At 42.5% G+C, this 22,662-nt stretch carries 21 protein-coding genes; 13 read left to right on the top strand and 8 right to left on the bottom strand.

What is annotated here, in order from left to right; translation table 11 throughout:
- The first annotated feature begins 9 nt into the window (after window positions 1-9).
- From dapF to CWI32_RS05790, 4 genes are all read left to right on the top strand, one after another.
- Entirely contained in the window at window positions 10-855 is an 846-nt protein-coding gene (dapF, locus tag CWI32_RS05805; RefSeq protein ID WP_100534855.1) for a diaminopimelate epimerase, read from the top strand.
- Between the two features lie 93 nt (window positions 856-948).
- Window positions 949-1,554 (top strand): alpha/beta fold hydrolase, encoded by a 606-nt coding sequence (locus tag CWI32_RS05800; RefSeq protein ID WP_167381265.1) that lies wholly within the window; start codon window positions 949-951, stop codon window positions 1,552-1,554.
- Window positions 1,555-2,490: a site-specific tyrosine recombinase/integron integrase gene (gene xerA, locus CWI32_RS05795; RefSeq protein ID WP_100534853.1), complete on the top strand. Its 936-nt coding sequence runs from the start codon at window positions 1,555-1,557 to the stop codon at window positions 2,488-2,490. It begins immediately after the preceding gene.
- Between the two features lie 231 nt (window positions 2,491-2,721).
- Window positions 2,722-3,105, top strand: a complete 384-nt coding sequence (locus tag CWI32_RS05790) for a hypothetical protein (protein ID WP_100534933.1) — start codon at window positions 2,722-2,724, stop codon at window positions 3,103-3,105.
- A 208-nt stretch (window positions 3,106-3,313) separates the two neighbouring features.
- Here CWI32_RS05790 and CWI32_RS05785 read toward each other — a convergent pair whose 3' ends face one another.
- Window positions 3,314-3,808, bottom strand: a complete 495-nt coding sequence (locus CWI32_RS05785; RefSeq protein ID WP_004645712.1) for an Lrp/AsnC family transcriptional regulator — start codon at window positions 3,806-3,808, stop codon at window positions 3,314-3,316.
- A gap of 112 nt (window positions 3,809-3,920) precedes the next feature.
- Here CWI32_RS05785 and CWI32_RS05780 point away from each other — a divergent pair, with 112 nt between their 5' ends.
- The 6 genes from CWI32_RS05780 to CWI32_RS05755 all read left to right on the top strand — a co-directional run bounded on the left by CWI32_RS05780 (window position 3,921) and on the right by CWI32_RS05755 (window position 11,365).
- A complete protein-coding gene (locus tag CWI32_RS05780; protein WP_100534852.1) occupies window positions 3,921-4,526 on the top strand; it encodes a LysE family translocator in 606 nt (201 codons plus the stop codon).
- A gap of 521 nt (window positions 4,527-5,047) precedes the next feature.
- A complete protein-coding gene (locus CWI32_RS05775) occupies window positions 5,048-5,800 on the top strand; it encodes an electron transfer flavoprotein subunit beta/FixA family protein (RefSeq protein ID WP_005097655.1) in 753 nt (250 codons plus the stop codon).
- Between the two features lie 18 nt (window positions 5,801-5,818).
- Window positions 5,819-6,751 carry an FAD-binding protein gene (locus CWI32_RS05770; RefSeq protein WP_074383378.1) on the top strand — a complete coding sequence of 311 codons (933 nt, stop codon included), beginning with the start codon at window positions 5,819-5,821 and terminating at the stop codon, window positions 6,749-6,751.
- Window positions 6,752-6,904: 153 nt separating this feature from the next.
- Entirely contained in the window at window positions 6,905-7,564 is a 660-nt protein-coding gene (locus CWI32_RS05765) for a hypothetical protein (protein ID WP_100355612.1), read from the top strand.
- A gap of 319 nt (window positions 7,565-7,883) precedes the next feature.
- Window positions 7,884-10,877 (top strand): DNA gyrase subunit A, encoded by a 2,994-nt coding sequence (gyrA, locus tag CWI32_RS05760; RefSeq protein WP_100534851.1) that lies wholly within the window; start codon window positions 7,884-7,886, stop codon window positions 10,875-10,877.
- A 68-nt stretch (window positions 10,878-10,945) separates the two neighbouring features.
- A complete protein-coding gene (locus tag CWI32_RS05755) occupies window positions 10,946-11,365 on the top strand; it encodes an outer membrane protein assembly factor BamD (protein ID WP_005169984.1) in 420 nt (139 codons plus the stop codon).
- A 33-nt stretch (window positions 11,366-11,398) separates the two neighbouring features.
- On the opposite strand, the gene CWI32_RS05750 is transcribed toward CWI32_RS05755, so the two are convergent.
- The 5 genes from CWI32_RS05750 to CWI32_RS05730 all read right to left on the bottom strand — a co-directional run bounded on the left by CWI32_RS05750 (window position 11,399) and on the right by CWI32_RS05730 (window position 17,550).
- Window positions 11,399-12,499 (bottom strand): ABC transporter permease, encoded by a 1,101-nt coding sequence (locus tag CWI32_RS05750; protein WP_100534850.1) that lies wholly within the window; start codon window positions 12,497-12,499, stop codon window positions 11,399-11,401.
- On the bottom strand, window positions 12,499-13,626 hold the full coding sequence (locus tag CWI32_RS05745) for an ABC transporter permease (RefSeq protein WP_100534849.1): 1,128 nt from the start codon (window positions 13,624-13,626) through the stop codon (window positions 12,499-12,501). Before CWI32_RS05745 ends, CWI32_RS05750 begins: the two co-directional genes overlap by 1 nt.
- Window positions 13,626-14,753: an HlyD family secretion protein gene (locus CWI32_RS05740; RefSeq protein WP_100534848.1), complete on the bottom strand. Its 1,128-nt coding sequence runs from the start codon at window positions 14,751-14,753 to the stop codon at window positions 13,626-13,628. Before CWI32_RS05740 ends, CWI32_RS05745 begins: the two co-directional genes overlap by 1 nt.
- A gap of 11 nt (window positions 14,754-14,764) precedes the next feature.
- Complete coding sequence (locus tag CWI32_RS05735; protein ID WP_100534847.1) at window positions 14,765-16,231, bottom strand: TolC family protein; 1,467 nt, start codon at window positions 16,229-16,231, stop codon at window positions 14,765-14,767.
- A 137-nt stretch (window positions 16,232-16,368) separates the two neighbouring features.
- Complete coding sequence (locus CWI32_RS05730; protein ID WP_100534846.1) at window positions 16,369-17,550, bottom strand: type I restriction endonuclease; 1,182 nt, start codon at window positions 17,548-17,550, stop codon at window positions 16,369-16,371.
- A gap of 262 nt (window positions 17,551-17,812) precedes the next feature.
- Between CWI32_RS05730 and serC the strand changes: the two genes are divergently transcribed.
- The gene (gene serC / locus CWI32_RS05725) at window positions 17,813-18,892 is read left to right on the top strand and encodes a 3-phosphoserine/phosphohydroxythreonine transaminase (RefSeq protein ID WP_100534845.1); all 1,080 of its coding nucleotides are present in this window, start codon (window positions 17,813-17,815) and stop codon (window positions 18,890-18,892) included.
- 593 nt (window positions 18,893-19,485) lie between these two features.
- On the opposite strand, the gene CWI32_RS05720 is transcribed toward serC, so the two are convergent.
- The gene (locus CWI32_RS05720) at window positions 19,486-20,418 is read right to left on the bottom strand and encodes a hypothetical protein (RefSeq protein WP_100534844.1); all 933 of its coding nucleotides are present in this window, start codon (window positions 20,416-20,418) and stop codon (window positions 19,486-19,488) included.
- 240 nt (window positions 20,419-20,658) lie between these two features.
- Here CWI32_RS05720 and CWI32_RS05715 point away from each other — a divergent pair, with 240 nt between their 5' ends.
- The gene (locus CWI32_RS05715) at window positions 20,659-21,144 is read left to right on the top strand and encodes a YaiI/YqxD family protein (protein ID WP_005097638.1); all 486 of its coding nucleotides are present in this window, start codon (window positions 20,659-20,661) and stop codon (window positions 21,142-21,144) included.
- A 12-nt stretch (window positions 21,145-21,156) separates the two neighbouring features.
- Entirely contained in the window at window positions 21,157-22,071 is a 915-nt protein-coding gene (locus CWI32_RS05710) for a DMT family transporter (protein WP_100534843.1), read from the top strand.
- 9 nt (window positions 22,072-22,080) lie between these two features.
- Here CWI32_RS05710 and CWI32_RS05705 read toward each other — a convergent pair whose 3' ends face one another.
- On the bottom strand, window positions 22,081-22,644 hold the full coding sequence (locus CWI32_RS05705; protein WP_005097634.1) for a PilZ domain-containing protein: 564 nt from the start codon (window positions 22,642-22,644) through the stop codon (window positions 22,081-22,083).
- Between the last annotated feature and the right edge of the window lie 18 nt (window positions 22,645-22,662).

Here is a 22,662-nt window from a genome sequence, read left to right as displayed (position 1 = left end):
TAAATCGAGATGTTATTAGAATTTACCAAGATGCATGGTCTGGGCAATGACTTTATGGTGGTTGATCTGATCAGCCAGCGCGCTTATTTGGATCCGGTCACCATTCAGCGCTTGGCCAATCGTAACTTTGGTATTGGTTTTGATCAGCTGCTGGTGGTTGAACCACCAGACGTACCGAGTGCAGATTTTAAATATCGGATTTTTAATGCCGATGGTTCGGAAGTAGAACAATGTGGCAATGGCGTGCGCTGTTTTGCCAAGTTTGTACATGACCGTCAGTTGACCAGCAAAACCAAAATCAAGGTACAGACGAAGTCTGGTATTGTTGAACCGGAATTGGGTGCCAATGGCTGGGTGCGGGTCAATATGGGCTATCCGAAATTCCTGCCACAGGACATTCCATTTTTGGCCGATGCACCGGAAAGCCTGTATGACATTGAGCTTGCTAGCGGTGAAAAGCTGAGCATTGATGTGGTGAATATGGGTAATCCACATGCGGTGACGATTGTACCGGATGTGATTGCTGCCGATGTGGCACGTATTGGCCCACAAGTTGAAGCGCATGCGCGTTTCCCGGCACGGGTCAATGCTGGCTTTATGCAGATCATTGATGAAAAACATGCGCGTTTGCGTGTGTATGAACGTGGGGTCGGCGAGACTTTGGCCTGTGGTACAGGTGCCTGTGCCGCAGCCATTTCCGGTATGCGCCGTGGTCTGCTGTCGAGCAAGGTTGAAATCGAGCTGGCAGGTGGCAAGTTGCAGATCGAGTGGAAAGAAGGCGATGTGGTCTGGATGACCGGACCAACGGCGACCGTGTATGAAGGGCGTCTGGATTTGCGTTATTTTCAGGGTTAATCGGCATTAAGTTTTAAAAAAGCACCGTGCTCAGAACGGTGCTTTTTTTATGTTAGGATGAAACTGAAATTTAATATGCATGATTATGCCTTCATGAATCAGCTTGTATTTTTACCGGGTGCATCTGGCAGCCAAGGTTTTTGGCAGCCGTTAAGGGCAGCATTAACCGAATATCCAGATCAGCAGGTCATTGCCTATCCAGGATTTGATGGGGTGACGCCAAATGTAGCCATTCAAAACCTGTATGATTTGCAAGAACTAGTAAATAGGCAGATTCAGGATGACTCCATTCTGATTGCCCAGTCGATGGGCGGTGTACTGGCAGTTGGGTTAGCGCTTAAGCATCCGCAAAAAGTCAAAGGGCTGGTATTGTTGGCGACATCAGGCGGTTTAAATTTGAAGAGATTTCACTGTGCCGACTGGCGAACAGATTATCGTGAACAGTTTAAAGCAGTACCGAACTGGTTTGTACAAGATCACACTGAATTTAATCCTGATCAGCTCGCCGGTCTTGAAATTCCCATTTTGCTAATTTGGGCAGATCATGATCCTCTAAGCACGATTCAAGTAGGACAATACTTAGAAAAAATATTTAAACATGCAAAACTGCATATCATCCAAGGCGGAAATCATTTCTTTGCCCACACTCATGCAGATCAGGTGGCAGCACTGATTCAAGATTATCTGGAGCAACTTTAAATGGAGCAGGCAGTGACTGTGCCCCCTCAACTTTTGCTCAATATGTGGCTGAAAGAACGTGAAATCCAGAACCAGTCTAAACATACCTTGCAGGCCTATGCTCGTGATGTCTCGGATTTTTTAGAATTTTGCCAGCGTGAGCAGCTCAATTTAAACGATGTAGAAGCCACAGACCTGCGCCAGTTTCTGGCTGAAAAAGTTGAACAGCATCAGCTCAGTCCCAGCAGTCTGCAACGTATGCTTTCAGCCATTCGCCAGTTTATGAAATGGGCCGAGCAGGCTCAGCATATGGCTTTTAATCCGGCGGATGATTTTCAATTAAAACGTCAATCGCGTCCTTTGCCGGGCATGGTAGATATTGAAACCGTCAACCAGATTATTGATCAGCCTGCGCCCGAAAATGAAATACAGCAGCAAATGTGGCTCCGGGACAAAGCGATTTTGGAATTGCTTTACTCTAGTGGTCTACGTTTGGCAGAACTGCAAAGCCTGAGAATTAAAGATATTGATTTCAACCGGCAGTTGTTACGCATTACTGGTAAAGGCAATAAAACCCGGATTGTGCCTTTTGGCTCCAAGGCCAAAGACAGCGTGATGGCCTGGTTGCAGATTTATCCACGCTGGAATGGTGATTTTGTGCCGGAGGCGAATGTATTTATTACCCAGAAAGGCAATCCGCTCGGTGCACGGCAAATTGAAAATCGGGTCAAGTTTCAGGCGCAGCGCGCAGGCGTGAATGTAGATTTACATCCACATCTATTGAGACATTGCTTTGCCAGTCATATGTTGTCGAATAGCCGGGACTTACGCGCGGTGCAGGAAATGCTGGGACACAGTAATTTAACCACCACGCAAATTTATACTCATGTCGATTTTGATCATCTGGCCCAGATTTATGATCAAGCCCATCCACGTGCACAGCATAAAGAAGATTGATCATGTGCCAAGTGTTATAGAATAAAAATCATGAAAATTGTATTTTTGGCACAAAACTTTCATATATAAACCTTAAAATGGAATTGAACTGAACATTGGCGTTCGGGTAAGCATTTCACTATTGTCTTATTCGTTAAATGCGCCATTTCAGGTATAACAATAAATAGTATTTAATATTTAAAATGAAATATTGCTGAGCAGCGTCTCAGCATTTGACCGATGGGAGGTGACATGGACACACTGGTAATTGCAGATATAGAGCAAAAATATGCACAGTTAAGTGAAGCTCAAAAAGAAATTTTTGCAGGTTATGGTCTGCGACAAATCAAACATTTTGTGGACATTAGCTTACCCAATCTTGAAGCGACCTTACCTGAAGGCGCCATCATTCAAGGGATTAATGCTGATGGGAAAGTTCAGGCATTTAATGCGGCGACTGGACAATACTATTTATGGATTTCTGACTTGCAATGGCAATTGTCGAATCGTGCGACCCAGGCAGTCGATTTAAAAGAAGATGCGATTGCAATTTGGCAAATTTTTAAATTGTCAGACTATGAATTGGTGGATTTAAGCCATGTCCATCGTGATTTTTTAGCACATGAAACTGAGTAAATTCTGAAGTATCCCCACAGCATAAAAATAAGACTCAGTCCTGTGGTTTGGCTTTGCTCAAGAGGAAAAGGTGGTCTGCTATAGGCAGCCTTTCCTTATGGTAGAACTTACCATCTATGCGCTTGTAGCACAGGTTATGGTTTAAGCAAGCTACGATTATTCAAATCTTAAATTAAGAACATAGCTTCGTTATCTAAAATCAGTTTGTCTATAAATCTTCTAAAGGTAGCTGGAAACTCTGTTTAATAATCTGACTCGGTAAATCTGTTTTGACACTGGTAATACCATTTTTTTTGGTCAGATGGGTTGACTGGAATTTACGGTAACTTTCCAGATCAGGCACCACGACTTTCAACATGGCATCACTTTCCCCCAAAATAATGTAGCACTCCATTACTTGCGGCAATTCTTTCATGGCCTCAATAAAGGTGTCAATGGTTTCAGCATCTTGACCGACCAGCCAAATCCGTGAAAACAAAATCAGCTGAAAGCCAATTTTCTGTTGATCGACAATGGTGGTGTAATTTTGAATCACGCCTGCATCTTCCAGTAATTTGACCCGCCGCAAACAGGAGGAAGGTGAAAGTCCAATTTCCCGCGCCAGATCATTATTCTGAATACGGCCATTGGCTTGTAAGTGTCGAATGATATTTTTATCAATTCGATCAAGTTTTACTCGCACAGACTTGGTGGATATTTTCATAAATTAGAATAATATTCGAAAAATAAGACTTATTATAAAATAAATTGAAAGCCAATTTTGTAAAAAATCGCAGATACTTGTTTCACTTTCTGGAGTTTGAAAGGAAAAGGAAATGTCTGTATTTGTACTCTTTGCACTGACCGTGCTTCCCCTGATTTTTACGCCTGGACCCGATATGTTATTTATCCTGTCTCAAGTGATGGGTAAAGATGCAAAAGCAGGCATGAAGGCAACCTTAGGGGTATGTTGCGGTTATCTGGTGCATTCTATTCTTGTGGCACTCGGGATTGCGGCTATTATTGTTTCTTTTCCGGTGCTGTTTGAAACGATTCGCTGGCTCGGAATTGCTTATCTGCTGTATCTGGCCTTTGGCCTGTTCAAGTCAGTATTCAGTAAAAATGTGCTGAACATTGAGAAAAAGACGTCAGCCAATCCGATTCAAAAAGGTTTTTTTACTGCGTTATTAAACCCGAAAGGCATGCTGATTTATTTTGCGATTTTGCCGCAGTTTATTGATAAATCGGCCAATACTGTCAGTCAAGGTTTGATTCTGTCCTTTATTTTTATTGGTCTGATTTTTGTGGTGTATTGTGGCTTAAGTATTTTGTTCAGCAAAATCAGCCAGAAAACCCAGATTGATGAACGTAAACAAAAATGGGTAGACGGAACTTCTGGTGGTTTATTGGCGCTTGCAGCAAGCTGGCTCATCATCAATTAAGCCCGATTCAAAAAAGCATACTTTTCACAGTATGCTTTTTTTATAGTTAAAAGCACTTGAAAAAGAGATGACTTTTCCAGCATATCTATAAGTGAGCGGGTTGCTTATTCAGTCAATTGGTCTTTTTAGTGGGCCAAATCCGTTTCAAAGAAGATTTCTGTCTAAAATGACAAATATGATTGTGGGTTCATCCTGCCAGTTTTGCTGCCAACTACTTTCATTTTATTTTGCGTACAGCTTTTCAATCAGAACTATTGATGTGACTAATCAAATAAAAAAATAATATAAATCAATGCTTAAATTTTAAGTAAATGTTTATACATTTCATTGTAATAAATGGATAACAATTAATTGTGAACGCATCGTTCAGGTAAATTTACGCATTTTTACAGCTCTTTGTTGAATTGTGACTTGACCGAAATGCCGTACACATTGCAAGATAGGGCACCTAAAAAAATTTAAGTGAAGAGTTACACTAACTTTTCTCAACATTTACATTTGCTAAAACAGCCGAGGATTACATGAAGGCTCTTGTTGCTGTAAAACGTGTGGTTGATGCCAACGTTAAAGTTCGTGTTAAACCGGACAACAGTGGTGTTGACTTAACCAACGTTAAAATGTCAATTAACCCATTCTGTGAAATCGCAGTGGAAGAAGCGGTTCGTTTAAAAGAAAAAGGAACTGTTTCAGAAATCATTGTTGTTTCTATTGGTCCTAAAGAAGCGCAAGAACAGATCCGTTCTGCAATGGCGCTTGGTGCTGACCGCGGTATTCTGGTTGAAGCTGATGACAGCCAGCTCGGTGCGCTAGAAATTGCTAAAATCCTGAAAGGTGTTGTTGAAGCTGAACAACCACAATTAATCCTTCTAGGTAAGCAAGCCATTGATGACGACTCTAATCAGGTTGGTCAGATGCTTGGCGCTCTAATGGGTGCGGGCCAAGGTACATTTGCTTCTGAAGTGAAAGTAGATGGCGACAAAGTACAAGTAACACGTGAAGTAGACGGTGGTTTACAAACTGTTGAACTTGCACTTCCAGCCATTATTACCACTGACTTGCGTTTGAACGAGCCACGTTATGCAGCGCTTCCAAACATCATGAAAGCGCGTAAAAAACCGCTTGATAACAAGTCGCCTGCAGATTTTGGTGTAACGACCACAACTAAACTGAAAACAGTAAAAGTTGAATCACCTGCAGAGCGTAAAGCTGGCGTACAAGTGAAGTCTGTAGACGAGCTTGTAGAAAAATTGAAAAACGAAGCGAAAGTGATCTAATACAGAAGGATAAAAATCATGAGTATTTTAGTTATCGCTGAGCACGACAACAAAGCATTAAACGCTGCTACTTTAAACGTTGTTGCTGCGGCGCAAAAAATCGGTGGTGATATCACTGTATTGGTTGCTGGTTCTGGCGCTCAAGCAGTTGCTGATCAAGCAGCGAAAGTTGCGGGTGTAAGCAAAGTCGTACTTGCTGATGATGCTGCTTATGCAAACCAGCTGGCTGAAAACGTAGCGAAACTGGTTGCTGAATTAGGCAAAGGTTATAGCCATATTCTTGCTGCTTCGACTACCACTGGTAAAAACATTTTACCACGTGCAGCTGCGCTTCTTGATGTGAGCATGATTACGGACATCATCGCAGTCGATGGTCCTAAAACATTCAAGCGTCCGATCTATGCAGGCAACGCGATTGCAACTGTAGAGTCAGGCGAAAATGTCGTACTGGCAACTGTTCGTGGTACAGCATTTGATGCTGTTGCTGCTGAAGGCGGTTCTGCCTCTGTAGAAGCTGCGACTGTTGCTGGCGATGCAGGCATTTCTAAGTTTATCAACGAAGAAATCGTAAAGTCTGAGCGTCCTGAATTAACAGCTGCTCGCATCGTGGTGTCTGGTGGTCGTGGTGTGGGTTCTGGTGAGAACTATCACGCGATCCTTGATCCATTGGCGGACAAGCTTGGTGCTGCACAAGGTGCATCACGTGCTGCAGTAGATGCTGGCTTCGTTCCTAACGATATGCAGGTTGGTCAAACCGGTAAAATCGTTGCACCTGACCTGTACATCGCTGTCGGTATTTCTGGTGCAATTCAGCATTTGGCCGGTATGAAAGAATCTAAAGTGATCGTTGCGATCAACAAAGATGAAGAAGCGCCAATCAATGCAGTGGCTGACTACTGGTTAGTTGGTGACTTGAACACTGTTATTCCTGAATTGGTTTCTAAAATCTAATTCCTGAATACAGTTTAAAACGCCTCTTAGTCTCTGTACCAAGAGGCGTTTTTTATTGGAAAATTTTTAAAGATACTCGGCAGTCGAAACTAGAGTATGTGATTTGGATGAAAAGTGATAAAATCCTGCTTTGCTTTTTCTCCTGTTTTGATCATGTCCTTTTCCAGAACCGCTCATATCCTGTTTATTAGTTTCCTGCTGATTGCGCTCTATGTGAGTATTTGTGTGCATACTGCGTTGAATGCACCGCTGTCAGTAACCCAGTATTTATTCAGTGAGTCGGGCGCTTTTGAAGTGCTTAGTCCTTGGCTATGGTACTTGCTGGCCATGCTGTGTCTGCTAAATACTGAAATTAAACTGAATACCCGGATATTTACCGCTGCTGCTGCGATATTGTTGGGCTTCAGGGAAATGGACTTTCATAAGCGACTGTTTGACGACAGCTTTATTAAAACCAATTTCTATCGCAGTGCTGAAATTCCGCTCATGGACAAGCTGCTGGGCTTTATTTTATTGCTCGGGATTATTTTTGTCTTTATGGTACTGGCAAAAAAATTGGTAAACACCATACGCAGCATGAAAGATTCTTTGAATATTGCGCATTTTTTTATCTTCCTGACCATTGCCTGTGGCGGACTGAGCAAGGTTCTGGATCGCACGACGTCAACCCTCAGGGAGGAATTCAATATTCAGCTCATACCACATACCCAGGTCATGATCATGACCATTGAGGAAGGGGTGGAGATGCTATTGCCGATTCTATTGATTGTGGCGGTGCTGACTTATCGCAAGGTACTGAATCAAGCGCATTAAAAGACAGATTAAATCTAAGGAAGATGCCTATTTGTGTGTGCATCTTTTTTTTGCACTGCTGTTTTTATGTATATTTCGGGTGCGAAAAAATATGGATGTGGTGCACTTGTTTTTGACGCTGAAATAACAGGAAAATGACCACTAAAATGAAGATAATTAAGAAGGTTAAGCTGAATATTTCGACACAAAAATACAAGTGTTTATGCTATAATTTAGGGCTGTATTTTAGTTTTTAACTCAGTCGTTTGAGTTAATGATTTTGCTAGTTTTACGACATATAAATACAAGCCGAAACTGGCTTGTAGAATAAGGAGTATGCATGAGCGTATCGGAAATTAGACCGATTGCCATTGAGGATGAACTTAAAAGCTCATATCTCGATTATGCGATGAGCGTGATTGTGTCACGTGCATTGCCCGATGTACGAGATGGTTTAAAACCTGTTCATCGTCGTGTGCTTTTCGCAATGCACGAATTAGGCAATGACTATAACAAAGCTTATAAAAAGTCTGCACGTGTCGTCGGTGACGTGATCGGTAAATATCACCCGCATGGTGACTCTGCCGTATACGAAACCATTGTACGTATGGCACAAGATTTCAGTTTGCGTTACCAGTTGGTCGATGGTCAGGGTAACTTTGGTTCGGTCGATGGCGACAGCGCAGCAGCGATGCGTTATACCGAAGTGCGTATGCGTAAACTGACCCACGAACTCTTGGCGGATCTTGAAAAAGATACCGTCGAGTGGGAAGACAACTACGATGGCTCTGAGCGTATTCCTCAGGTGATGCCCACCCGTGTACCGAACTTACTGGTTAATGGTGTAACCGGTATTGCGGTGGGTATGGCGACCAATATGGCGCCGCATAACATGACTGAAGTTGTGAATGCGTGTCTGGCCTATGCCAATGATCCCCAGATCAGCATCGAAGGGTTGATGGAACACATTTCTGGTCCGGACTTCCCGACAGGTGGTATTATTTACGGTAAATCGGGCATCGTGGATGCCTACCGTACCGGTAAAGGCCGTTTACACATCCGTGGCAAGTATCACTTCGAAGAAGATCCAAAGAATGGCCGTACCACGATCGTGTTTACGGAAATTCCATATCAGGTCAATAAAGCAAAAACCATTGAGCGTATTGCTGAACTGGTTAAAGAGAAAAAACTGGAAGGTATTTCCGAGCTGCGTGACGAGTCGGACAAAGACGGTATGCGTATCGCGATTGACTTGAAACGTGGCGAAAACGCCGAAGTAATCGTGAACAACCTGTTCCAGAACACGCAACTTGAAAACTCTTTCAGCATCAACATGGTCTGCCTGGATAATGGCCAGCCTAAACTGATGAACCTGAAAGATATTATTGCAGCGTTTATCCGTCACCGTCAGGAAGTGGTAACGCGCCGTACCATGTTCGAATTACGCAAAGCGCGTGAACGTGGTCATATCTTGGAAGGTTTAACCGTTGCTCTGGCGAATATTGATGCCATCATCGAAACTATCAAGAGTTCTGCAAACCCGGCTGAAGCACGTGAGCGTTTGCAGGCAGGTGAGTGGACAGGTGGCGGTGTATTGGCATTGCTAGAAAAAGCTGGCTCAGTTTCTGTACGTCCGGATGAGATTGAAGGTGAAGACCCAAGTCGTCCGTTTGGTCTGGATGGCGATATTTATCGTCTGTCACCCACCCAAGTCAATGCGATTATGGAACTGCGTCTGCATCGTTTAACCGGTCTTGAACAAGACAAGTTACATGCTGAATATAGTGAAATTCTGGCGCAAATTGCTGAACTGACTGCAATTTTAAATGACTTTAATCTGTTGATGAACGTAATTCGTGAAGAATTGGCTTTGATTCTTCAGCAATATGGTGATGCACGTAAAACCTCGATTGTTGAATCACGTATCGATTTCTCTCGTGAAGATCTGATTCCTGAAGAGCAAATGGTGCTGACGGTTTCAAAAACAGGTTATGCGAAAACTCAACCATTGTCTGACTACGCCGCACAGCGTCGTGGTGGTCGTGGCAAGTCTGCAACCAGCATGAAAGAAGACGATTACATTCAACATCTGATTGTGACGTCAAGTCATGCGACGGTACTTTGCTTTACCAACGTTGGTAAAGTCTATCGTCTGAAAGTGTATGAAGTGCCACAAGCATCACGTGGTGCCAAAGGTCGCCCAATGGTGAACTTGTTGCCATTAGACGAAAACGAGACCATTACCGCAATTTTACCGGTGATTGATGCACCGAAGAAATTCAAAGAACGTCTGGCGGACTTCAAAGCCTTCGTAAAAGCCAATGCTGTACAACTGCAAAGCAATGAAGTGATTAATGGTCACTTTACGGCACTTGAAGCGGCACTTGCTGAATCTGAAGAGGGTGCGGATGATATTTCTGATGCACTTCGTGTTCAATTGAAAGAGCTAGGTTTAGAACTTTCAACGACCGATCTTGATGATGACATCATCAATGATTTTGCACAGCAGGCTGAAGCGGTTCGTAAAAACTTCTATGTGTTTATGGCGACTGAATACGGTACGATTAAACGTGTAGAACTTGAACAGTTCTCGAATGTGCGTTCAAACGGTTTACGTGCGATTGAACTGAATGGCGATGACACTTTAATTGGTGTTGCGATTACTGACGGCGAACAGCAAATCATGTTGTTCTCGAACGAAGGTAAAGCCATTCGCTTCGCAGAGACTGATGTACGTTCAATGGGTCGTTCAGCCAAAGGTGTGCGCGGTATGCGCGTGACCATCGGTGCAGCAGCCTTGCTGGAAGAAAGCGAAGAAACTGAGATTGAGTCTGATGATGAAGATGCTGCAGATTCAGCATTGATCAGCCGGATTGTGTCTTTAGTCGTTGTCCCTGAAACTGGTGAAGTATTGTGTGCTTCTGAAAATGGTTATGGTAAACGTACCCCGGTGGATGACTTCCCGACCAAGAAACGTGGCGGTAAGGGTGTGATTGCACTCAAGACCTCAGAACGTAATGGTCAGTTGGTCGGTGCAGTAGCGATTGATGCATCTAAAGAGCTGATGTTAATTTCCGATGGCGGTACTTTGGTTCGTACCCGTGCCTCTGAAGTGGCTCAAACCGGTCGTAATGCACAAGGTGTTCGTCTGATCCGTCTCGGTAATGAAGAGTTACTGGTTGGTGTGGTTTCAGTTGAAGCTGTTGAAGAAGATGAGTTTGTTGAAGCGATTGAAGGTGAAGAATCTTTAGTAGCAGAAACAGATGTAGCGACTGAAACAGATGCAGTAGCTGAACATGTTGAAAAAGATGGTGAAAACTCAGTAGAAGAATAAGTGTTCTATTGATAAAAAGGGCGCTTCGGCGTCCTTTTTTATAAATCTTGACTGAATGAAGGTAAGCGATGAAAACCCAATCAATGTTGTTAGCGGCAGCAGTTGCATTAAGTGGCTGTAACTCAATGGACAATATCCCAAACCCAAGTCCTGAGCAGGAACAGGCAGCACAGCTGGCCTATGAGGATTTGCGTGATGGGAAGTATGACGAGTTTCTGGATCAGCTAGAGCCGCAATTGCAAACACAGTTTAAGGACAACGAAAAGCTGATGAAACGCTTTTCACGTTCAATTCCGAAAGGTGAGTACAAGTCTAAAACTTTAATGACCAAGCAGATTGAAGAAGCAACCAACCAGCCTGGCCAATATAAGATCAGCTATGAAATTGCCTATCCAAATAATCTGGTGCAGTATGATGTCAGTTTCGACCAGCCGAATGGTAGCAACAAGATTCGTAATTTTAATATTCAGGTCTTTGGCGAATCTTAATCCATAAGTTGATGGCAGCATAAATCCAATGCTTTATCTGCTTTGACTCACTTGAATCAAACGTCGATAAGCCAAGAAAAAACATAAACTGCCTATCAGCCCCAGATATATCAGTTTAGGCAAAATCAGTGCGGTCGGTACACCCATCTGATTCAGTTGAATAAACATCTGCACCATTTGGGTAGAAGGCAGTATCTCAGCGATCACTTGCATCCAGATGGGCATAGCTGCATGTGGCCAGGCAGCACCGGATAAAAAAAATAGAGGGATAGAAGTAAAAACAATTACATGTCCAGCGCGTTCCGGCATATCCAGAAAACTGGCAAATAGGCAGGTGATTCCAATCACAGTATAAACGAAAACCGGCACAGCCAGCAGCATGCCGAATAGGTTACCCCCTCGCGGATAATCAAATAACCAAAAGGTAAATCCAAATAAATAAAAACAACCCAGACAGCCAATGCTCAATATCGCTAAACATAGCCCAATCAACGCATTTGAGTTTAACTGCACTTTTCTTTCGCGGTACACCAGAATCAGCATAGTCAAACCTAAAAAAATGGTCTGATGAATGATGAGAGGGGCGACCGCAGGAAAGACATAACTGCCATAGCCGGAGAGCGGATTAAACAATGGAATCTGATGCACTGATAGGGCAGGAGAAAAATCTGAAACCTGGCCAAAACGTTCAGCATAGTCTGCCAAGGTCTGCTCAAGAGAGGTCGCTAAACCGATCCCCATCTGTTTGGTGACTAAAAAATTGGCAGCACTTAAGTACAGTCCTATTCCACCCGTTTCACCATGCCTTAACGTTTGCGATAAATTGTCCGGTAGCAGCAAAATCCCATCCGCTTGTTGCGATTCAACCCATGTTTTGGCTTCGGCGAAATTGCTGGTAATCGCCTTGATTTCAACATTCGGGCTTTGACGGACTTGGCCAATAATCCGCGCGCTCAAGTGACTTTGTTCTGCATCAACAATAATAATCGGTAAGGCTTCGGCTTGCTGTGCCTGATAAGCAAAGGGATAAAAGAAGCTATAAAACACCACTGATAAAATCAGCGTGGTAAAGATAGCGCCGTGGCTGGCAATATCTTTAAAGCTGCGCAGATAATAAAACCAAAGGGATTTCATCAGGCCGCTCCTTTGGCTATTTTCTTGAGAAAAATATAGGCTAGCAGTGCGTACACCACCACATAGGCCAGCAAGATCCATACAGCTTGCAGTGAGATCTGCACTGGACTGCCAATTATCCATTGTTCAGTTTGTAATTTGGCATAAGGAGTAAAGGGGATAATATTGGCCCAAAACTGGGTGAATAGGGGCGCATTATTTAAGGGTAAAGTCACCCCGGCAAAGCTTAACGATGATCCACCATATACAGCAATCAAGCCGAAAGATTTACTTAAATCTTGGGTGGCCAGCACCACCGCAGCGCTTAAAAATGCATAGGCGCTATACAGCAGCAATTGTGCCAATAAAATCAGACCAAGCGAACCGGCAACAAACCAGCCGCGAATTTCAATCATCCAAAACATCCACGCCCAAGTCCATAGACTAAAAATAGCCACATAGACCAGATTTTTAGACACTAAAGCCATCCAGATGGATGAGTTGCTAATCCAGCTTGTTAAGGTCTGCCGCTTCAGTTCCTGACCGACGGAAAATGCCACACAACAACACAGCAGTAAATGCAGAACTGCGAGAATGACATAAGGTTCTAGATATAATTCATAATTCAATTGCGGATTATACAAAGGTGAGATCTTGATCTGTGGTATCGGTGCTTGGATATAGGGCAGTCGATTCACCAGATAGTGCTGTTCAGTAAACTCAGCTAGGGCTTGTAAGGTACTCACCAGCATGGCTGAAGAAATTGTATTGCCGATACTGAAATAACTCTGGTTAAAGGCAATGCTAATTTCTGCATCCTGAGCACGAACAAAACGTTGTTCGGCACCATTTGGAATATGGATATAACCCCAAATTTTATTTTCATTCAGTAGGTGTTCAACTTCAGCGACTTGCTGGGATACCGTTTCAATTTTAAGGGTATGATTGAGCGAGACATGTTGATAGATGCTTCGGCTGAGCGCACTTCGGTCTTGATCAATAATGGCAATGGGTAAATGAGTAGGCTTGCCCTGCGCAAACATGCTGCTGAATAAAATAATTACCAGAGCAGGTGCCAGCGTAACCAGGCACAGATCCCATTTTTCTCGGAGCAAATAGCGTAGTTCGCGCCATATACCCAGCCACATTAGGGTGTCTCTTTAAGTTTAAATAATACGCTCATACCGACTTTCAGTTCAGGCATGGTTTGTGTCGGTAGCAAATGCAGTTTAAAACTTCTGACATCATAGCCGTCAGTTTGGCGGGTGGTTTTAATGGTGGCAAATTCACCTTCAGCGCTAATACTTTTGATCTGAAAACTGGCTGTTTGATCCAAGGCTGGAATATAACCTTGAATGCTTTCTAATTTTTGAAATGGAGCATACTGGTCTTCGCGAATATTCAGGCTTACCCACATCTTCTCTTCAATCAGGCTGACCACGGGCACTGCGGTTGCGACCAACTCAGATATTTTGCCATAAGTTTTAGACACTATTCCATTGACGGGGGCCAGCAATTCGGTTTCTGCTTCTAGCGCATTGGCTTCGTTTAGAGCAGCCTGGGCAATGTCTACTTGTGCATCGGCTGAACTCTTTTGCTGCGGGGTGCTGCCCCGCTTGGCACGTGCATATTGCTGATAGGCGGCCTCAGTCATTTCTAGCGCAGATTGACTGGCTGCATACAGTTCATCACGGCGCTGACGTGAAATCACACCTTCCTTAAATAGATTTTCCCCACGCTGATAAGATACTGTGGCGAGATTTTGCTGTGCTTTTAGCGATTGCCAGTTGGCATACAGACTCGCGACATTTTCTTCCTGCGAGCCACGTTCAGCTGTGGACTGTAAGGCCAAAGCCGATTGTAAAGCTGCTGTAGCTTGCTGTTTTTTGGCTGCAATTTCCGGGCTATTTAAGCGAACCAGAACATCGCCTTTTTTAACTCGCTGACCTTCTTCCACATAGATTTCTTCAATCCGGCTCGGTACTTTGGTGGCCACCTGAATCGTTTCAGCCTCGACACGACCTTGCAATTCAATCGGCGTTGGTTGATAGCTTTTCCATAATCCAAAAATAATCACGGCCAGCAGAATAGGCAGCAATGCCAGCAGTAGATATTTTTTCTTTTTGGAGATTTCAGGAGGCTGCTCATCGGTCGAGGTCGTCGCGTGATTTTCCTCTAGCGTTGCTGATTGGGTCTGTGGAGCGGGAGAGCTTTCTGTTTCGGTAGATGAAACCGCTTCATTCACAGGATCATTGGGTTTTTGATCGTCGTTCATGTTCGGCTCCATTAGCGAATATAGTGGGTATTGGTGTGTTGAATATAATTGGGAAATTCTGCAATCGAGCCATGGCTTTGTAACAGGGTGGCCAGTGACATCACATATTTATAGGCATTCAATGCAGTTTCGGCTCGTAGCCCGCTAAGCATGTTTTGGGCATCAATGACCTGTGTTGCTGTTCCGATATCCTCTTTAAAGGACAGCTCTTGAATGCGTAAATTTTCCTGCGCAGCTTTTAGATTTTGTTCCAACAAAGCATGACTTTGCTGTGCACTCAAGGCTTCGCTATAAGATTTATAAATCAGGTTTTCAATCTCTTGCTGGGTGCGTGAGGTGAGCAGTTCTGTGGCATAGCGTTTGAGCTCGGCCGCCTGAATATTTTTGTTTTTATCAATCCCTGAAAACAGGTTATAGCGTGCGGCAACACCGACAATCCAGTTTTGATTCTGATCCAGACTATATTCACCAAAAGCAAAGACATTGGGTTTTTTTGCTGCTTGCTGAGCTTTGACATTGGCTTGTGCTAATTGGGTATCTAGCTGCATTTTTTGAATCAGCGCAGAGTTTTGACTAAAGGTTTTCAGTAGTTGATTTAAAGCCTGTGGCTCGGTCTGATTGACAAATAAAGGTGTCGACAGTTCAGTGATACTGCTTTGTTGCAGCAGATTATTCAGTTGAAATAGACTGGCATTTAAATTGGTTTGCATATTTTGCTGACTGCGCTCGGCATTATTACGCGCCACTTCAAACTGCATGCGCTGGCCTTTGCTAATAAAACCTTGCTGTTCCATTTTTAAGGCATTGCGATAATGCTGTTGCATGGCATTCAGATTAAATACTGCTGCTGCATGGAGTTGCTTTTGCAGTTGCACATTAAAATAACTTTGAATCAGTTCGAAACGCTGCGTGTCTTGTTGCTGTTGATTACTGAGCTGACTGCGACCGACCTGAAGATTGGCAATCTCCTTGGCGCTATGAGTCAAACCACCGGTATAAAGCGGCATCATCATGGACACGGTAGGACGAATCACTTGATCTTCGAGTACGACCTTGGAGGTATCGGGAATTAAGCCTACACCGTCATGAATCGGTTGTTGTAAACCTTCTTTTAAAGGATTGGCAATATTCTCAGCTAAATTAAACTCATCAATTTTATTATTTAAGCCATTGGTGAGAGATTGCTCCAGGTTGTTTTTAAGAGCATCCAAAGGAATATCTAATTCATTATGAAAGGCATAAGCACGCACATTCAGATCGACACGTGGTAATCCCAAACCTTTTACCGCTTCAGCTTCAAGTTTTGAGGCTTGTTCCAAGCTTTGATAGGCCTGACTGCTATAAGAAGACTGCAATAACTGTTTTTCGGCGTCTTGAAAACTCAAAGTCTGGGCGTATAGACCCTGGCTATTCAACCATAGACCTGACAATAATCCACACCCCAAAAATAATTTACTTTTATAGTTCGTCATATTCATGTAAGCAGATGGCCAAAGTGAAGAATAAGTTGATTTGTGTACATTATAAATCAGTGGTTTGCAGCTCAGTAAGGGGCATGGTTGTAGTATTGTTTATTTTACATCTGTCTAGCATTAAGGACGCTTGCGCGTCCTGACTAACTTAGGGCGGTTCTTTTGAAATTTTCATCATTCATGCAAAAATCTAAACAATCTTTTAAAACCCCTACGGCTCTATAAATATGCTCCGGTTTATCCAGATAAATTTGTCCATTATTTAACACTTCTAGACCCGCTCTATTTAATTCAAGTTTATGTCTCTCATCAATGGGAACAATAAATTGAACAGTAGGACGTTTTCGGTTCACATCATAGCGGAATAACCATCTATTATTTTTACTTTGATACAGAATGGAATAATAGCTCTCCGTATCTTTTCCGGTGAGTTCATGGTCTGGAAAAAGTTCATGGATAATATTTTGTAAGCTTTGTTCATCTACCGTTGTAACAATTCTTTGATTCTGAGGATTTATAATGTTTTGTTGAAGATTTGAGGGAGTCGGTTCTTCTGAAACTTCATCAGTCCTTAATTCAGTTTGTTGCTCAATGGGTTGTGCTGTAATGATGGTGGGTGCAGATAAGCCTTTTAAAACCGTATCGCTAATTGCACGTTCGACTGCTTGTTTAACGAAGGGTTGAATTGATTCAAGGAATTTTGTATTGAGCTGTCTTGGAATATTGGCTTGCTGAGCAACATAACGTACAAAATCAATATCGACTTCATTAATTGATTTTTTGATTACCGCTTTAAACTGTTGGATATACTGATTCTCTTCGGCAAAAAATCGTAATTTTTCTACATGGAAATTATCATGTTTGAATTCTGCTAATTGAGTCAGTTCTTCGGCTTGATGTTTAGTGAAATCAACAACCAGAAAAGGTTTTTCATCCATAATATTTGGATTAATGAGGTCAGTGAAAAAACGCCATTCACGTCCATTGGTAATGACGCCAATGGTCACTCCCAGAGTAGAGTTAAAATATCGGGAGAGTTGTGGTGCGTGATTTGTTAAATTACTTGCATAAGATTTGGCTTCAATAAACATAACCGGTTGACCATTACAATATAGGGCGTAGTCAACGCGCTCTGTTGATTTGACACCAGGAAAGTCAGCGGCAAACTCTGCCAGTACTTTCGTTGGATCATAAGGACTGAAGCCTAAAATATCCAGAAGTGGCAATATAAGTGCTTGTTTGGTGGTTTCTTCAGTTGAGCAATGCGCACCGACACGTTTAACATGCTCAATATGTAATTTGAGGCGATTAATAAAGTTATCCATTTTTTCCCTACTTATAATTTTTCAGATTATTTTTTAATCATTGTGAGTTCATCATAATAGTTTTATTTTTAAACTCAAACATTTAATAAAAATAGGCATAATAAGTTTAATTAATCCTATAAATGGTCAACTTATCTTGTGAATCTACATTGATTTTTTGACTGTAATTACAGTTCGAGATTGAAATAATTTTGTGCAAGACCTTGCCAGATATGGTTAAATGCCATCATTTTATTGTGTCTCACATAGATAAGGAAAACTCATGCGCGCGTACAACTTCTGTGCTGGTCCTGCTGCATTACCGACTACCGTACTTGAAAAAGCTCAAGCTGAAATGCTTGACTGGCATGGCAAAGGTCTTTCGATCATGGAAATGAGCCACCGTAGTTCCGACTATGTGGCCGTGGCTGAAAAAGCGGAAGCAGACCTACGCAAACTCATGAATATTCCCGAGAACTACAAAGTATTGTTCTTGCAGGGTGGCGCATCCTTACAATTTTCGGCAATTCCATTGAACTTGCTGGGTAAAAATAACAAAGCGGACTATATCCATACCGGAATCTGGTCTGAAAAGGCATTGAAAGAAGCGCAACGCTATGGCGATATCAATGTCGTAGAAGCAGGTATCAAAATTGATGCTAAACACGCGATTAGTGCGCAAAGCGAATGGAAGCTGTCTGCCGATGCCGCCTATGTGCACTATGCAGACAACGAAACTATTGGTGGTCTGCAGTTTGCCTCTATTCCTGAAACAGATAAGCCCCTTGTTTGTGACTATTCGTCAAGCATTTTATCTGCGCCACTTGATGTATCAAAATTTGGTGTGATCTATGCAGGTGCGCAAAAGAATATCGGCCCAGCGGGTTTAACCCTGGTGATTATTCGTGAAGATTTACTGGATCAAGCCAAAGCTGAAATTCCAAGTATTTTAAAATACTCAGATCAAGCCAAAAATGGTTCTATGGTAAATACGCCATCGACTTATGCATGGTACTTGTCTGGTCTGGTATTTGAATGGTTGCTGGAAAATGGTGGTGTAGAGGCCATGCATAAAGTGAACCTGGAAAAAGCCAATCTGCTTTATGGTTATATCGATCAAAGCGATTTTTATGCCAATCCAATCTTCAAAGAAAATCGTTCAATCATGAATGTGCCATTTACTTTGGCCAATGCAGATCTCGAAAAAAAATTCCTGAAAGAAGCAGAAGCCCAACATTTATTGAATCTTGCGGGTCACCGTTCTGTCGGTGGTATGCGTGCCAGTATTTATAATGCAGTGCCATTAGAGGGCGTACAAGCCTTGGTGAATTTTATGGATGACTTTGCAAAACGCAATGGTTAATCCCTGAAATAAAAAAACCCAGCATAGGCTGGGTTTTTTTATGCATTCGGTTATGTCAGGGAATTTAAAAAATAAAAGTATGCAGGGTGAAGCCGCAGATCAGCATTCCCAACATGAAAAAAAGGCATGACATCATATCAATATTATAGCGAGAGCTAAGATGATGCTCGACCTGGTCTAATGTTTCTTCTTGCACGATTTTCATAGATATTTATTGTCCGATCTATTTATCGTTAATACTATTTGTTGTGAGTATTTTTATCATAAAAAATTGATTAAATAAAGTACATTCTTGATTAAAGTTCATAAATTTTCATTTTATTTAAATATCAGCTTTGGATTTGTCTGAACTTATTCGTATGCGAAATCAAAGTCTTATTTTTACAAGATTTTTAGGATTCGATTGCATGTATAAAATGAATTCATGTGAATTTAACAATGTGGATAACTCGATTTTTTAAATGATTTAAATAGGTTATTAAGCTAGAAAAAATGGGTAAAAAATAATCAAAAAAATAAAATTAAAAACAGAAAATACGGATTAAAAAAAGAAGATCCCCATCAAAAAGAAGATCTTCTTTGTTTATTTTAACTTAAGCTGATTTTCTATAAATATTGGCCTGAATCCACAGATTTCCACGAATATATTGACCAATCTGGAAATTTTTATGCTGCTCATTCCGCGTTGCAATCCGGATCAAGGTGGCTGGTTGACCTTCATCATGAATCAGTGTGACATCATACAGGGTATAGTCCTGATCCATAAACTGCATGGCAGTTTTACCGACAATATTGCCCTGAAACCAGGCTTCATCTTCCTGGCCCATGGTTTCACCATAAAGATAAGCCACCATTTTAGAGAAATCTACAGTAACAGGTGCTTTATCTTCTTCTGACTGTGGCTGCCAGGCATCAATCTGTTCCTGCAAATTATCGGGTGCCACGCCTTGGTTGGCTGCCAGAATATCATTCAAGGCACGGTGATGCTTGATCGAAGCCGGATCATCCACCACCAGATGTTCATGGTCAGCCACTGCTTCAAGCTCATAGGCCCAAGCATTCAGATTCACCACATAGGACTGGTCTTTTTCATAATGCGGATGATTGACGCTATACAGACTATCGAAAGCATAAATAATATTGTTGGCACCCAGATTCAGACGTAATACCGCCTGAGTATTGGATTTGCAGGAAATAATTCGATCGATGGTCGCTTTGACCTGATAAGGACTGTCAAAGCAGGGGAATGCAGTTTTTACGGCCTGTGGCTTATTATTTTCTATGGCGATCACTTGGCTCAATTGCACCGCAGCTTTACTCGGCCCCTGAATCAGCCAGGTATTTTCATCCATATCACATTCTTGTGTGCAAATGCCCATCGGCATAATAGGCGCATCAAGAGCTTTGCCTAACCACTGTGGCACATCTGTACCTGGATTCTCGGTGAGTAATGTCCAGTGTTCGACGTGACTACCGAAATTCTGATCATCAATGGTGATGATCTCTGGGCTATTCTGATTTTTCATATGCACAATTGATCTTGGATGACTTATTTATAGTTAATCGAGGGTCATTACGATTTTTCAAGTCAATCGAATGAATTTTCAAATTAAATGCAGTCAATTTTTTTTCTAGACTGAATCACAGTTACGGCTCAAATCAAATAGATTCAAAAAAACATGAGCGACAGCAGCGATGAAAATGCAACGATTTAATCATCAACCTGATCCTCTCAATTTGCTAGAATACCCAGGATTTATACCTTAATGGGAAACCCTGTGTTGCCATTCAAACTTTGGGTCGATGCTGATGCATTACCCCGTATTTTAAGAGATGTGATTATCCGTGCGTCGGATCGCTATCAGTTGGAAGTGACTTTTGTGGCCAATCAGTCGGTGGGCATTACGCCTTCAGTCCGGATTAATTCAATTCAGGTGATGAGTGGCGCTGATGCTGCAGATAAAGAGATTATTCTGCGCATGAAAGAGCATGATATTGTCATGACCCAAGATATTCCCTTGGCGGCAGAAGTGATTGAAAAGGGTGGGATTGCCATTCATCCACGCGGTGAAGTGTATACCACGGCCAATGTCAAAGCGCGTTTACATCTAAGAGACTTTATGGATAGTTTGCGTGGTGCCGGTGTACAAACGGGTGGGCCACCTCCGATTTCAGAGCGGGATAAGCGTGAATTTTCAAGCGCACTGGATCAAACCATTCAAAAACAAAAACGTAAAACATCTGCACTTTAAGAGCAATCGCGCATGCCAACACACACCAATATGGTTGTGACCTATCTTTTATTGGTTTTTATCTGGGCCACTACACCGCTAGCCATTGTCTGGAGTGTAAGCGATCTGCATCCGCTCTGGGCACTGGCTCTGCGATTTTTTCTGGCATTGCCTTTTGCATTTATCTTGTTGTGGCTGTTTAAAACCCGTTTTCCTGTCGATTCTCTCTCGATGCACAGTTATCTGGCTGGAGCTTGCAGTTTTATTGGCTCGCAGATTTTTACCTATCTGGCCACGGATTATCTCAGCTCAGGCATTATTGCGCTGATGTTTGGTCTGGCACCTATTATTACCGGATTGATTGGCCGTTTCGTGTTTCAGCTCAAGCTCTATCCTTCACAGTGGTGCGGGATGGCGATTGCCCTGACTGGTTTGGCAGTGATTTGTCTCGGTGGTAAAGACCAGCACATTCAGCCAATCGGCATTGGTCTGATGTTACTGAGTGTGTTTATTTATTGTGTTTCGATGTTCTGGGTCAAAAAAGTCAATGCACCCTTACAACCGATGGCGCAAGCGGCAGGTTCCATTGCAGTTTCAGCAGTCATGGCGTGTGCCATGTTGCCATTTATCTGGCAATTTGTGCCAACCCAAATGCCTCAGGCAAAATCACTGATCGGGCTAGGATATGCCGTGGTGATGGCTTCGCTGATTGCCATGTTCTGTTATTTTAAACTGGTACAGAAAATCAGGGCGACCACCTTGTCTTTGACGACGGTATTGACTCCAATGCTTGCTTTATTCGTAGGTGTGCTTTTGAATGGTGAAAGCTTGTCGGGTGAGGCCTTAATCGGTGTCGGTATTTTGTTGACGGGTTTATTGTTGTATTTTTCCAGAGAAATTAAAGCGAGCTATGCAGCTCGCCTTCCATCCAGTATTCACAATGACTAAATCAGTGATTTAAGCAAAGTTGGCTTTGACACATTCACCGAGTTTGACGCGGTCTTGTGGGTGCATGGTAATGAAATAAGCACCGGTCCGGAATTTGCTATTTTCTTCTTCACGACTGTAGGCCACCTGGGCGGTTGCCGCAATATGGAAGAAATTTTCCGGGTGGCTTAAAGTCACGTGCAGATAGGTGCCTTCAGTGATGGGGCGGTCACTAAAGAAACTAAAACCGGTTTCCGAAAAGTTCACCTGCTCTGGTACAGGTAACATGCTTTGTACAATTGCGTCATACAAAGAACCGGTAATAAGGTTTAATTTTTGGTTGAATAAGGATAAGATTCGAGCAATTTGTTGATCTTTTTCAGATAATTGTTCTAATTCGTAGTTAACCGCATGATCAAATTGATCTAGCTCTGCAAGTAGTAGAAAATAGCGGGGCAAGACAAAGTTAGAGTCATAAGGATCATTTAAGGCAACATCATCGGAAATAATCTGATAATTAATTCGTAAGGCAGCATCGATGCGAGACATAACGCGTCTTTCCGTGTATCCATTTGGATGCTGTACATTTTCCATAATTTATTACCTCGGACT

Origin of the sequence: Acinetobacter pseudolwoffii, from assembly GCF_002803605.1 — a bacterium.
Classification (GTDB): Bacteria; Pseudomonadota; Gammaproteobacteria; order Pseudomonadales; family Moraxellaceae; genus Acinetobacter; species Acinetobacter pseudolwoffii.
The sequence above is the reverse complement of the archived record's forward strand: the minus strand, read 5'-3'. Positions and strand labels throughout refer to the sequence as shown.

Excerpts from the sequence above, each read along its gene's own strand:
- CWI32_RS05775 (WP_005097655.1), top strand. The coding sequence starts at position 5,048 with ATGAAGGCTCTTGTTGCTGTAAAACGTGTGGTTGATGCCAACGTTAAA.
- CWI32_RS05715 (WP_005097638.1), top strand. The coding sequence starts at position 20,659 with ATGGGAAACCCTGTGTTGCCATTCAAACTTTGGGTCGATGCTGATGCA.
- xerA (WP_100534853.1), top strand. The coding sequence starts at position 1,555 with ATGGAGCAGGCAGTGACTGTGCCCCCTCAACTTTTGCTCAATATGTGG.
- serC (WP_100534845.1), top strand. The coding sequence starts at position 17,813 with ATGCGCGCGTACAACTTCTGTGCTGGTCCTGCTGCATTACCGACTACC.
- CWI32_RS05755 (WP_005169984.1), top strand. The coding sequence starts at position 10,946 with ATGAAAACCCAATCAATGTTGTTAGCGGCAGCAGTTGCATTAAGTGGC.
- CWI32_RS05710 (WP_100534843.1), top strand. The coding sequence starts at position 21,157 with ATGCCAACACACACCAATATGGTTGTGACCTATCTTTTATTGGTTTTT.
- CWI32_RS05745 (WP_100534849.1), bottom strand. The coding sequence starts at position 13,626 with ATGTGGCTGGGTATATGGCGCGAACTACGCTATTTGCTCCGAGAAAAA.
- CWI32_RS05770 (WP_074383378.1), top strand. The coding sequence starts at position 5,819 with ATGAGTATTTTAGTTATCGCTGAGCACGACAACAAAGCATTAAACGCT.
- CWI32_RS05765 (WP_100355612.1), top strand. The coding sequence starts at position 6,905 with ATGTCCTTTTCCAGAACCGCTCATATCCTGTTTATTAGTTTCCTGCTG.
- dapF (WP_100534855.1), top strand. The coding sequence starts at position 10 with ATGTTATTAGAATTTACCAAGATGCATGGTCTGGGCAATGACTTTATG.
- CWI32_RS05780 (WP_100534852.1), top strand. The coding sequence starts at position 3,921 with ATGTCTGTATTTGTACTCTTTGCACTGACCGTGCTTCCCCTGATTTTT.
- CWI32_RS05735 (WP_100534847.1), bottom strand. The coding sequence starts at position 16,231 with ATGAATATGACGAACTATAAAAGTAAATTATTTTTGGGGTGTGGATTA.
- CWI32_RS05720 (WP_100534844.1), bottom strand. The coding sequence starts at position 20,418 with ATGAAAAATCAGAATAGCCCAGAGATCATCACCATTGATGATCAGAAT.
- CWI32_RS05800 (WP_167381265.1), top strand. The coding sequence starts at position 949 with ATGAATCAGCTTGTATTTTTACCGGGTGCATCTGGCAGCCAAGGTTTT.
- CWI32_RS05740 (WP_100534848.1), bottom strand. The coding sequence starts at position 14,753 with ATGAACGACGATCAAAAACCCAATGATCCTGTGAATGAAGCGGTTTCA.
- CWI32_RS05750 (WP_100534850.1), bottom strand. The coding sequence starts at position 12,499 with ATGAAATCCCTTTGGTTTTATTATCTGCGCAGCTTTAAAGATATTGCC.
- CWI32_RS05730 (WP_100534846.1), bottom strand. The coding sequence starts at position 17,550 with ATGGATAACTTTATTAATCGCCTCAAATTACATATTGAGCATGTTAAA.
- CWI32_RS05785 (WP_004645712.1), bottom strand. The coding sequence starts at position 3,808 with ATGAAAATATCCACCAAGTCTGTGCGAGTAAAACTTGATCGAATTGAT.
- gyrA (WP_100534851.1), top strand. The coding sequence starts at position 7,884 with ATGAGCGTATCGGAAATTAGACCGATTGCCATTGAGGATGAACTTAAA.
- CWI32_RS05790 (WP_100534933.1), top strand. The coding sequence starts at position 2,722 with ATGGACACACTGGTAATTGCAGATATAGAGCAAAAATATGCACAGTTA.
- CWI32_RS05705 (WP_005097634.1), bottom strand. The coding sequence starts at position 22,644 with ATGGAAAATGTACAGCATCCAAATGGATACACGGAAAGACGCGTTATG.